The sequence below is a fragment of the uncultured Megasphaera sp. genome (assembly GCF_958350005.1).
Taxonomy (GTDB): Bacteria; Bacillota; Negativicutes; order Veillonellales; family Megasphaeraceae; genus Megasphaera.
Genome location: NZ_CATWFF010000051.1, coordinates 1 through 11,968, shown reverse-complemented (window position 1 = coordinate 11,968; position 11,968 = coordinate 1). Strand labels below are relative to the sequence as shown.

Annotated in this window: 12 protein-coding genes; all 12 read left to right on the top strand. The window is 51.3% G+C overall.

The annotated features are described in order from the left end of the window. Nucleotides 1-93: 93 nt before the first annotated feature. Nucleotides 94-1,245 (top strand): hypothetical protein, encoded by a 1,152-nt coding sequence (locus Q3886_RS04550; RefSeq protein WP_301859982.1) that lies wholly within the window; start codon nucleotides 94-96, stop codon nucleotides 1,243-1,245. Next, nucleotides 1,238-2,719, top strand: a complete 1,482-nt coding sequence (locus Q3886_RS04545) for an LptA/OstA family protein (RefSeq protein WP_301859981.1) — start codon at nucleotides 1,238-1,240, stop codon at nucleotides 2,717-2,719. The genes Q3886_RS04550 and Q3886_RS04545 overlap by 8 nt, the downstream gene beginning before the upstream one ends. A gap of 155 nt (nucleotides 2,720-2,874) precedes the next feature. Further along, nucleotides 2,875-3,558, top strand: coding sequence for a response regulator transcription factor (locus Q3886_RS04540; RefSeq protein WP_301859980.1), 684 nt, complete (start codon nucleotides 2,875-2,877; stop codon nucleotides 3,556-3,558). Beyond that, nucleotides 3,555-5,282 (top strand): ATP-binding protein, encoded by a 1,728-nt coding sequence (locus Q3886_RS04535; RefSeq protein WP_301859979.1) that lies wholly within the window; start codon nucleotides 3,555-3,557, stop codon nucleotides 5,280-5,282. Before Q3886_RS04540 ends, Q3886_RS04535 begins: the two co-directional genes overlap by 4 nt. Next, nucleotides 5,282-6,583, top strand: coding sequence for a nickel-dependent lactate racemase (gene larA / locus Q3886_RS04530; protein ID WP_301859978.1), 1,302 nt, complete (start codon nucleotides 5,282-5,284; stop codon nucleotides 6,581-6,583). The genes Q3886_RS04535 and larA overlap by 1 nt, the downstream gene beginning before the upstream one ends. 210 nt (nucleotides 6,584-6,793) lie before the next feature. Further along, a complete protein-coding gene (locus Q3886_RS04525) occupies nucleotides 6,794-7,678 on the top strand; it encodes a phosphate ABC transporter substrate-binding protein (RefSeq protein WP_301859977.1) in 885 nt (294 codons plus the stop codon). Between the two features lie 18 nt (nucleotides 7,679-7,696). Further along, a complete protein-coding gene (gene pstC / locus Q3886_RS04520; RefSeq protein ID WP_301859976.1) occupies nucleotides 7,697-8,617 on the top strand; it encodes a phosphate ABC transporter permease subunit PstC in 921 nt (306 codons plus the stop codon). A 1-nt stretch (nucleotide 8,618) separates the two neighbouring features. Then, on the top strand, nucleotides 8,619-9,497 hold the full coding sequence (gene pstA, locus Q3886_RS04515; protein WP_301859975.1) for a phosphate ABC transporter permease PstA: 879 nt from the start codon (nucleotides 8,619-8,621) through the stop codon (nucleotides 9,495-9,497). Nucleotides 9,498-9,580: 83 nt separating this feature from the next. After that, nucleotides 9,581-10,351: a phosphate ABC transporter ATP-binding protein PstB gene (gene pstB / locus Q3886_RS04510; RefSeq protein ID WP_301859984.1), complete on the top strand. Its 771-nt coding sequence runs from the start codon at nucleotides 9,581-9,583 to the stop codon at nucleotides 10,349-10,351. Nucleotides 10,352-10,368: 17 nt separating this feature from the next. Further along, on the top strand, nucleotides 10,369-11,016 hold the full coding sequence (gene phoU, locus Q3886_RS04505) for a phosphate signaling complex protein PhoU (protein WP_301859974.1): 648 nt from the start codon (nucleotides 10,369-10,371) through the stop codon (nucleotides 11,014-11,016). Nucleotides 11,017-11,153: 137 nt separating this feature from the next. Then, the gene (locus Q3886_RS04500) at nucleotides 11,154-11,768 is read left to right on the top strand and encodes a hypothetical protein (protein ID WP_301859973.1); all 615 of its coding nucleotides are present in this window, start codon (nucleotides 11,154-11,156) and stop codon (nucleotides 11,766-11,768) included. A 12-nt stretch (nucleotides 11,769-11,780) separates the two neighbouring features. After that, nucleotides 11,781-11,968: DUF1653 domain-containing protein (locus Q3886_RS04495; protein WP_367881550.1), on the top strand; the 188-nt coding region annotated here is incomplete at its 3' end.

Sequence of the window (11,968 nt, the reverse complement as noted above, 5' to 3'; positions counted from 1 at the left end):
ATGTAAGAGTTTCTTGGGGAGAGTCGTACGGCATAGCGCAGAATAGCTGTGCCGTATGTGTATATACTGGGATATATAGAGGAGGAATGACTTATGTGGAAGAAAAAAATTGCCTGCCTTATGGCGGCTGTGGCGCTGTGCGGCGTCATGACTGCCGGTGCAGCTGATTATACGATTCTGGAAAAGACGGAAAAAGTAGAAACGACAGTGTACGGCACGACGCAGACGGGGTCGCTGAATGACCGCATTGCTGCATTGGATACGCTGCTCAATGGACAGAATACAGTGGAAGGAAGTATTCAGAATAAGACGGACGCCCTGTATCGCGACGTATACGGAAGTTCCGGATCGGACCTGTCCCTGGTGGCAGCAGTCAACCTCATGCAGTGGCAGTATGCCGGTCAGGTGACGGAAGAACCGCTGCTGGTACGTGTTGATTCTCTGGAAGAAGGCATTGACGGCAAGGTGACCAGCGGCTCCCTTGTAGGCCGCGTCCGCTCTCTGCGCCAGGCACTGCTGGGTAATGCCAAATACACCTCCCAGGAAGTGACTATTCCGGCTTCGACGCTGGTCACGGTTCATACACTGGAACCGCTCGATTCCAAGACAGCTCAGGAAGGGGATACAGTGCAGTTTGCCGTAACCGATGACGTCATGGTCGGCGATGTTGTAGCCATTCCCCGCGGCATGGAAGCGACAGGAACGATTACGAAAGCCCGCAAGTCCGGCCGGTTTGGCAAAGACGGCAAGATCGAAATTACCTATCATTCTGTCCGGGCTGCTGACGGTACGCCTGTATCGCTGATTATCGGTGAAAAGGCGAAAGAAGAATATAAACGGACTGCCGGGGCTGTAGGCGCTTCGGCGGCTGGCGCGATTATTCTGGGGCCTGTCGGGCTGGTCGGCGGCCTGTTCGTTCACGGCAACGACGTGGAAATTCCTGCCGGTACGGACATGCTGGCTGAAACGGAAGCCAATACGGAAGTGATGGGTTTTCGCCGCAATGAGGCGCCAGATGATATGAAATCGGCGAATATGGCCGCCAGCGGTGTCCAGGTGCCGTCTCATACGGGCAGCACGGCAGAAGAAACGGGTTATCACGGCAGCGTGACGCCAGTAGAACTGGGAGATACCGGTGATGCCGGCGACAGCAGTGCTGATACGGCGGCCCATTCTGATGACAACGCCCAGGTCGTAGTGACGATTTCGCCGACAGAAGAACAGACTGGTGATGTACATGAATAAATGGTGGGCCGCATCGATTGTGGCGGCAGTACTGCCCTTTTCGATTGCTGCGGCAGACAGTGAAGGTGATGTTTCGGCGCGCGTGCCCGTAGAAAAAGAGGCTGTTGTGCCTGTTGATCTGGATGCGGCTTCACAGGCTCATGACGTGGTTCTGCCGGATCAGCCCGTTCATATGGAAGCAGATACGTTTCTCGTGCGCGACAGGGATCATTATGTCCGGGCCCGGGGCAACGTCGATATTCAGCAGGGCATGGATCAGATCTATGCCAATGATGTAGAAGGCAATACGCAGAGCCAGGTATATCATGCCAAGGGGCCGGTAGTCTATATTACAGGCGATACCGCTCTGGCCGGGTCAGATGTTACCTATACGGGAAAAAATAATGCATCTATGAAGAACATGGAAGGGTTTATGGATGCTGATACCTTCGTCCGCGGTTCCGGGGCAGAACTGGTCAACGGCGTGGGCTATATCAAGCACGGCCTGATTACGACGCCTCATGCAGTGGCCAAGACGCCGGACTATTACCTGACCGGCGATGATATTCGCATTTATCCAGGCGAGAAATTTACAGCGGAAAATACGAAACTGTGGTTCAAACATATCTGTTTGTTTACGTACGGCCATTATGAAGGCAGTCTGCGTCCGGATGATAATACTCGGCCCTGGATTTTCACGCTCCTGCCGCGACCGACGTATAACAGCGACGATGGCCTGGGGCTGCGGGGATATGCTGTGTTCCCGCTGAATGACAGCGGCGATCTGCGGGCTAATGTCAATTACGTCCTCAACACGAGCAACGGCTTCAAGCCGGCAGCAAGACTGGAAAAGGATACGTCTTTTGGTACATTCCGTCTGGGTTACAGCCAGGAAGAAAGTACGGACAATGATGATAACATTTGGGCGACGAAATGGCCGGAACTGGAATATTTTGCGCCGCGCCTGCATTTCGGCGATACAGGTATCTATGCTGATGTAAGCGCCAACTGGGGACGCTGGTCTGAAAGCGGTGTCGATACAGGCACGCATCGGGGCATACGGTCGGAAATTTCCCATCGGCCTATTCCGCTGTGGGATAAAGCTAATATTCGCTTCTTTGCCGGCTATCGGCGGGACTGGTATTCTACGGATAATGCCCAGCGCCGTGATCCTTACAGCGGCGTCACGCTCCATCAGGGTATTAATGACCGGCTGTGGGCCGATGTTTGGTATAAAAAACATAATGTCAGCGGCTATACGCCGTATCGCTTTGATACGATCGACGATCCGCGGCAGCAGGGCTTTTCTGTAGGCTACGTGCTGACGCCGCGGGATACGTTTATTTTCTCGCTGACCCAGAATCTGGATACGCGGGATATAGCAGACCGCAATTTTACATGGGTTCGGGATCTCCATTCCTTTACGGCAATTATTACGTATGAGCAGGTCGATAAAGAATGGCAGGTTCAGCTGCGGGCAAAAGATTTTGACTAGCCAGACAGGCTGCGGCAGGGAAGCGGATGCTTCCTGGCTGCAGCCTTTTGTCAGATTTTACGGACATTTTACGGAAATGTTTCCAGATGCTGAAATAAGCTGTGTATCATGCTATACTAGAAAAATAGGTTATTTTACAGTGAGGATGTGGGCGTATGGCACTTATTTATTGTGTAGAAGATGATGAAAATATTCGCGAACTCGTAGGCTATGCTCTGCGCAGTCAGGGATTTGACGTGGAAACCTTTGCAGACGGCAAAGAATTCTGGAAGGCTCTGGCTGAAAAGCGGCCGTCTCTGCTGCTGCTGGACATTATGATGCCTGGAGAAAGCGGCACGGAAATACTGGAAAAGATCCGCAAGGATTCCCATCTCCGGTCGCTGCCGGTTATCATGCTGACAGCAAAGACCAGTGAATACGATATTGTCCGCGGTCTCGACGGCGGTGCAGATGACTATGTATGCAAGCCTTTCGGTATTGTCGAACTCATTTCCCGAATTCGCTCCGTGCTGCGGCGCAGCAAACCGCAGCGGCCGGAAAACAATATTTATACCTTCGGCCCTGTATCGCTGGACGGAGAAAAGCATATCGTTACCGTCAACGGTGAAGTATGTCATCTGACGGTTAAAGAGTTCGAACTGCTGCGGTATTTGCTGGTCAATATTGACATCGTCCTCAAGCGGGAACAGATTATGGAAGCTGTCTGGGGCTTTACGTATGAAGGCGAAAGCCGGACTATTGACATGCATATTAAAAGCCTGCGGCAGAAACTCGGCGAAGGCGGTCAGATTATCCGCACCGTCCGCGGCGTAGGCTATGTGATTGGCGGCGGCGTATGAAGCGCAAAATCTATATTAGCTTCATCTGCCTCGGCTTTGCCTGCATGGTCGTAACTACCCTTATTTCTATTGGTGTATTCTGGCATTCTATGCAGCGGCAGATTTCTCAGGAAATGGATGTATACACCATGAGCATTGCCACGGCTATCGAGCAGACGGATTATCCCCGGCAGTATCTGGAACGGGTGACGGAACAGGAAAACGGCAGGCTGCGTATTACGTGGATTAATGAAGAAGGAAAAGTGCTGTTTGAATCGGAATACAAGGGACTCATGGAAAATCACCTGGAACGGCCGGAAGTACAAGGGGCTATCCAGAACGGGAAGGGAACGGCAGTCCGCAATTCCCAGACCTTGTCGAAATCCCTGTATTATGAAGCGCAGAAACTGCCGGACGGCACGATTTTACGCATCAGTATTGAACGGGATTCCATTTACTCTCATTTCCTGTCCATTCTGCCTATTGTCTGCGGCCTGCTGATTCTGGCGGCTTTTGCCTGCATTAAGGCGGCGCGCGTACTGACGGCACAGCTCCTGCAGCCGCTTCGTCAGACCGTGCTGATGATACAGACTATCAGTAATACTGATGCGGGCTCGCTGAATCAGGTTCCGGTCGTCGATCAGGAACTACAGCCTCTGGTGTCAAAGATTTATTATCAGAGCAAGATTATTCAGGAAAATATCCACAGCATTGAACAGCAGCGCAATATTATCCGCCTCATGATGGAAAATCTCCAGGAAGGGGTTATCATGACGGATCACCTGTATCGTATTCTGGGGATCAACCACTGTGCCGTGACGATTCTGCGGCAGAAAGACGGGGCTTCTCTTGTGGGCCGGCCGTTGGAACCGCTTATTCCAGATGCATCGTGGGATGAAATTCATCGCAGTACTCATTCGGACCGGGTATGGGAACAGAAAATCAGCTGCGACGATGTGCTGTATTTGCTGACGGTCCAGTCCGTATACAAAGACGACGAATTCTATGGTACTATGTTCGTTATTGACGATATTACGGAACAGGAACAGCGGGAACAGCTGCGGCGGGAATTTACGTCCAACGTGTCTCATGAGCTGAAGACGCCCCTGACGTCTATCAGCGGATTTGCAGAAGTGCTGGCGGCGCGGCTGTTTCAAAATGATGACGATGTCGTTCATTTCGGCTCTCTTATTCAGAAGGAAGCCAAGCGGCTTTTGGGCATGATTGAGGAAATCATGCATCTGACCCGGATTGAAGAAAACCGGGAATGCAGGCCCCAGGAGCCCGTGTACCTGCAGGATATTGTCAATGATATTGTCGAATTCATGGAACCTGTCCTGATTGAAAAGAAAGTAACCATTCGCTGTGATATGGAACATGTGGCCTTTTTTGGCGACAAGGGACTGATCCGGGAAATGGCCATGAATCTTATCGATAACGCTGTGAAGTATAATTTCCCTGGCGGCCACGTATACGTGACGGTCAAAGATAAGGGAAGGTCTGTTGATTTTACGGTTCGTGATACAGGCATTGGTATTCCGGAAGATAAGCAGAAGCGCATATTTGAACGGTTTTACCGCGTCGATACGAGCCGGTCGCAGAAAATCGGCGGCAGCGGACTGGGTCTGTCGATTGTCAAGCACATTGCGGAATATCACGGCGGAACCATTTCGCTGCACAGCAAGGAAAACAGCGGGACAGAGATTACTGTTCATTTCCCCGTATATCAGATAAAGGAGACATAATGAATCGCATATATACCTTTCCTTATGGGAAGAGTCAGCAGACCGTGGCGCTGCCGGAAGAGCATGTGCGCTATGTGCTGCGTGGCCAGCCGACACAGCCTGCTGCCGATGTGCGCCAGGCAGTCCGCCAGGCAGTGGAGCCGTCTTTGGCCGCTCTGACAGAGCGAATCGGGCCGGACGAAAGGGTGGTCATTGTCGTCAGTGACGCTACACGGGCTGTCCATACGGAAGAAATGCTGGATGTCCTGCTGGAACGGCTGCAGGCTGCCGGCATTTCGCTGGCGCATATACGGCTGCTTGTCGCCTTGGGGACCCATCGGCCGGCGACGAAGGAAGAGCTGGTTCAGATCTGCGGACCTCGGTGGGCAGGAACCCTGCAGATTGTGCAGCACGACTGCCGGGATGCGGCCCAGCTCGTACGGGTTGGCTGCACGTCCTTCGGCAACGACGTATACATCAACCGTCAGGCCGTTGAAGCAGATCACCTCATTTTGACCGGCGGCATATCCTTTCATGACATGGCCGGATTCAGCGGCGGCCGAAAGGCTGTCCTCCCCGGTCTTGCCGGATACGATACGATTATGCGAAATCATGGCCTGGCCCTGAATGACGAGCAGACTGGCGGCATGAACGAGCAGTGCCGTGCCGGTAATCTGCTGGGAAACGCCATGCATGACGATATGGTAGAAGGCGTTTCTTTCATCAATCCGGACTATATGGTCAATACAGTCCTGTCGGCAGACGGATCGGTTTATGATGTCGTTGCCGGCCACTGGCTCCGGGCTTGGGAAGAAGGATGCCGTCTTCTCAGCCGCATTGATACGGCCTATATGCCGGAACAGGCTGATGTAGTCATTACCTCGGCCGGCGGCTATCCGAAGGACATCAATTTTTATCAGGCTACGAAAGCCCATATGAATGCGGTCTTTGCAGTCAAGCCCGGAGGCATTATGATCGTCGTCATGGACTGCCCGGACAGTGCGGAACCGCCGGAATTTGCCCGGGCCTTTGCCATACAGGACGGCCAGGAGTGGGAACGGCAGCTGCGGCAGGAGTTTACGATTCCTTCGTTTTCTGCGTATAAGACCAAAGACATTATTCAGTCTCTCCGTGCTGTATATGCTGTAACGCGTCCGGAAAACAACGCCGTCATGATTCAGAGCGGACAGATTCCTACGGCAACATTGGAAGAAGCATGGCACCTGGCGCAGGAACAGCTGCACCATGACGGCAATGAAACCTATACGATTGCCGTCATGCCTTACGGCGCATCAACGCTGCCGGCTGTTCGGCCGCACTGACAGACACCGGAACAACCATTCTCTATTAAAGCATACTGCTAAAAGACGTCTCTTGGGAGGCGTCTTTTTTTTGGTATTAGTACCTGGTTTAAATTTTACAAAACTTTACATTGTTTATATGGGACCCTTACGTTTACTTGATAAGATAGGGCTGTATTCAGAAATGAAGCATACATACATACGTGCAAAAACAAAAGGAGAGGATTTCTGATGAAGTTGAAAAAGTTTATATTGGTAGCGTTGGCTGCTGTGATGGTAGTCGGTGCGGCAGGTTGTGGTAGCAACCAGCAGAAGAGCGATAACGGCGGTAAGACGGCAGCTGTATCGGGCAGCATTACCGGTTCCGGTTCTTCTGCACTGCTTCCGCTCGTAAAGGATGCAGCAGAAAAGTTTAAAGCCAACAACAAAGACGTTACCATCACGTTAAATGCCGGCGGTTCCGGTACGGGTCTGAAACAGGTTTCTGACGGCTCCGTAGATATGGGCAACTCTGACGTTCCGGCTGAAACGAAACTGGATAAAGCAAAAGCAGAAAAACTGCAGGACCATAAAGTTTGTGTCATGACAGTCGCTACGATTGTCAATAAAGACGCCGGCGTTACGAACCTGACGCGCCAGCAGCTGGCTGATATCTTCACGGCAAAAGTTACGAACTGGAAAGATGTTGGCGGTGCAGACAAACCGATCGTCCTCGTAACACGTCCGAAAACATCGGGTACGCGGGCACTGTTCAAAAAATATGCTATTAACGACGCAGAAGAAGCAGACAACAAATCTCTGGAAACAGATAACTCCGGCATCCTCGTTCAGAGCGTAGCTCAGAACCCCGGCGCTATTGGCTATGTGGCTCTTCCGTACCTCATCAATGATAAGACCGTACAGACTGTATCCATTGACGGCGTAGAACCGACCCTGGAAAACACGTACAGCGGCAAATACGGCGTATGGGGCTATGAACACATTTACACCAGCAAAGAACCGAAAGCAGCTGTTAAAGCCTTCCTGGAATACATTACTGGCGATGAATATGGCAAACGCATTGAAGAACTGGGCTACGGCGTAAGCTCCAAGATGCAGACTAAAGAAGTTCACTAATTAAATGGAGGAAATGTAATGAATTCGATCGAATCGGCGGTTTTAAGAGCCCACCGAAGCGAGAAAGCAGCCCGAACCTTCATTACAGTATGCGGCATCGGTATGGCACTGGTGCCGTTTCTCATTGGGGCCTTTCTCTTCGTTAAAGGTACAGATACGTTCTTCGTATTTGGCCACAGTATTATGGAATTTTTGTTTTCCGGTCAGTGGAATCCGAGTGATACAGCCGAAGGCGGCGGCCATGTAGGTGCAGCCATGTTCCTGTCAGGCTCGCTCGTTACCTGTGCCCTGGCCCTGGTAATTACATTGCCTCTGAGCATGGCGTCAGCTATTTTCATGACGGAAATCGCTACGCCCCGGACACGGCGGATGATTCAGCCGGCGATTGAACTGTTTACGGGGATTCCGTCCGTTGTATACGGCTTTGTCGGTATGACCGTCCTGATTCCGGCGCTGCGTAAGGTATTTCCCATGCCCTTTGGCTTTTCGGTCCTGGCTGCAGGTATCGTCCTGGCTATCATGATTTTCCCGACTATTACGACTATGGCTGCTGACGCCATGGCCGCTGTCCCCAAAGCATGGCGGGAAGCTTCCTATGGGCTGGGCGCTACGCGGTGGGAAACGATTGCTCACGTCGTATTGCCTGCTGCCAAAGGCGGCATCTTTACAGGCATTATTCTGGGTCTGGCCCGCGCTCTTGGCGAAGCTCTGGCTGTAGCCATGGTCATTGGCCAGATGAAAGTATTCCCGACGTCTCTGTTTCTGCCGGCCAGTACGCTGACGACAGCTATTTCCGCCGATATGGGCGGTGCCATGGAAGGCGGCGAATACAGTGCCGCTTTGTGGACGATGGCACTGATCCTGTTCCTGCTGTCGTTCCTGTTTATATTCCTCATTCATCAGCTCAATGCAGCTTCAAACGTGAAAGGAGGACGGTAATATGGTCAGTGTAGAAGCAAAAAAGAAAACAGATCATATGATGACCGCCATCTTTGTCGGCGGCGCCGGATTTGCCGTCATTCTTCTTGTCGCTTTTATTGCCTACGTCATCTTTGAAGGGTTCAGCGGCATGAATACGGAGATGCTGTCCTTCTCGCCGAACGGCCTGGGCAACATGTTCTTCAATACCTTGTATCTGGTATTTCTGGCACTGATTGCCAGTACGATTACAGGGATTCCGGCCGGTATTTTCCTGGCTGAATATGCCAAGAAAGGCCGCATTACCCATTGGGTGCGCATGGCCGTAGAAACCCTGGCTTCTCTTCCGTCCATTGTCGTCGGCTTGTTTGGCTATCTCGTATTCATCGTCATGACAGGATCGCAGTGGAACCTCTTTGCCGGTTCTCTGGCTGTATCCATTCTGACGCTGCCCTTGGTAACATCCGTTACGGAAGATGCCCTGCGCAATCTGCCGGACAGCTACCGCAACGGCAGTCTGGGCCTGGGTGCTTCTCACTGGCAGACGATCTGGCGCGTCTTGCTGCCGGCTTGCCTGCCCCGGATCATGACCGGCCTGATCATGGCTGCCGGCCGTGGGTTTGGTGAAGCCGCTGCCCTGATGTTTACTGCCGGTATGTCGACAGATATTGACTGGGCTAACTGGGATATTACGTCGTCATCGTGTGCACTCAACCCGTTCCGTCCTGGCGAAACGCTGGCCCTGCACATCTGGGCGCTCCGTACAGAAGCCCTTCATCCTGATGCAGGACAGATGGCCGCTACGTCTTCGGCGATCCTGATGGTTCTCGTCGTCTCGTTCAGCCTGGCTGCCCGGTACCTGGGCTATCGGCTCGATAAGAAAATGGGAGGAAATAAATAATGGCAGAAATGACTACGACGCTGGTTGGTTTTGGCGCAGCGGCGCAGAAAGCAAAGGAAAAGGTTGCTGTGGAGGAAATTGGCATGGAAGATACAGGAAATGTGGAATATACCTTTGATGTAAGCGGTCTGGATCTGTTTTATGACAAGACGCAGGCACTCAAGCAGATTGGCATGAAAATCCGCAAACATGAAATTACGGCTCTCATCGGCCCGTCGGGCTGCGGCAAATCGACGTTCCTCAAGACGTTGAACCGCATGAACGATTGGGTAGAAGGCTGCCGCGTAACGGGAAAAATTCTCTTTGAAGGAAAAGATATTTTTAAAGAAGTCGATCCTTTGGCCTTGCGCTACCGCGTCGGCATGGTATTCCAGCAGCCTACGCCGTTCCCGAAGAGTATTTTTGAAAATATTGCCTATGGCCCCCGCATTCAGGGCATCAATAATAAAAAAGAACTGGAAGAAATCGTCGAAAAGAGCCTGCGCCAGGCAGCCTGCTGGGATGAAATGAAAGACCGTCTGCACAAGAGTGCTCTTGGCCTGTCCGGCGGCCAGCAGCAGCGTCTGTGCATTGCCCGTACCCTGGCAGCCCGTCCGTCTGTTATCCTCATGGATGAACCGACATCGGCCCTGGACCCGATTTCTACGCAGAAAATCGAAGACCTGGCACTGGAACTGAAAGAAAACTATACCATCGTCATTGTTACGCACAGCATGCAGCAGGCTCGCCGTATTTCCGACAAAACAGCGTTCTTCCTGTTAGGCGAACTGATTGAATATAATAACACAGTCGATATGTTCAATAATCCGTCTAATCCGAAGACAGAAGAATATATTACGGGCCGGTTCGGTTAATAGGAGGCGAAAGCAGGATGTTAAAGAAATACGACAATTCCGTAGAGCAGCTTAAAATGGAAATTGGCTCTCTCGGCATGGCAGTAGAAAACGCCATTGATAAGACCTGGAAAGCGCTGGAATCGTTTGATACGGCTCTGGCCAGTGAAATTTATCGCGGCGATGATGATATTGACAAGAAAGTCAAAGAATGCATGCGTATGGATCTGAATATCAGCATGCTCCAGAGTCCGGCTGCATCGGACTGGAGAAGCCTTATGGCAACGCTGAAAATCCTGTCTGATCTGGAACGCATTGCCGATCACTGCGCCGATATCTGCCATTACGTCATGATCCTGAAGGAAACGGGACGGCCTATTGCTCCGCCGCCGGGACTGAAGGAAATGTACGGCGTTATGTCGTCCATGGTCAGCGATGTCCTCGATTTTTATCAGGGCAGCGAAAGCTCGCAGGCTGCATTTATGAAGGATAAAGACGATATTGTCGACATTGCCTTTAATACGATTTTAGGAGAAATTGGCTCGCAAATGAGCAAGGATCCGGACAATGCCCGGCAGTACATCGACTATGTCCTCATTGTCAAGTATGTAGAACGCATGGCCGATCATGCCAACAATATTGCGGAATGGATTATTTACCGGGAAAAGAACGAAATTAATATTTAAGAGCTTTATGGAAACCTGTCTGCTCCGAACGCAGGCAGGTTTTTTTGTTGGAAGTGCCTGGGTGGCCCTGTTCTATGCTATAATAGAGACATCGTTATATACGGTCTCATTCATAGTAGAGGAGGAACACAGGGGATATGGGATTTTTTGAAGCCCTAAGAAAGAATCAGAATATAAACCGGACGAGAAGCGAGCAGATGTATGATGATGCGCTGCAGCTGTTTAATTCGCCGGAATTGCAGAATAAGACCCTTCCGCCAGATCTGGCAGAGAAAGTATTGCATGGAGAAGATTGCGACGTTCTAAACGGCGCTGAAGGCCGTTTTGGCCATGATGTGACCAATCCCATTCCCGTTAATGGGCCGCTGGGGGAGCTGACCTATTTGTCGAGGCTTCGGCTGCGGAATACGGGGTCCATGGTATTTTTTCATAAAATCGCCGTGAAGGGCCATATTGATGTGTTTGAGCTCATCAACGTCAGCGGCCGCGTCGTAGATTACCTGTATGTGGATATGTACCATCCCCGTTCATCGCGGCGCTATCCCGACGGCTATACGATGGAACGGGAAGCGGTCTTTCCCCGCGGCGTGACGACGAAAGTCGATACATTCCCGGCAGGGCTGTATAAGCGAATCAAAGAGGAAGCCAAGCAGCGTCTGGGCGTAGATGTTGCCGAGCAGGACAGCGGCCGCATTGACCTGGAACAGGCCCGGCAGTCTTTAGCAGAAAAAAGGCGAATTTTTAAGTTTTAAGCCGTACACTTTATGTTGAAATGTGATATAATAATGACAAATCAGACAGACGTCACAGGAGGGTGTTCAAGTATGAGAGAATTACCAAAGGCAAAAGAAATCTGGCATCATTTTAAAAATAAAAACTATGAAATTATTACGATTGCAGAACATACGGAAACAGGGGAAAAATTCGTTATTTACAAGGCGCTGGAAGATAC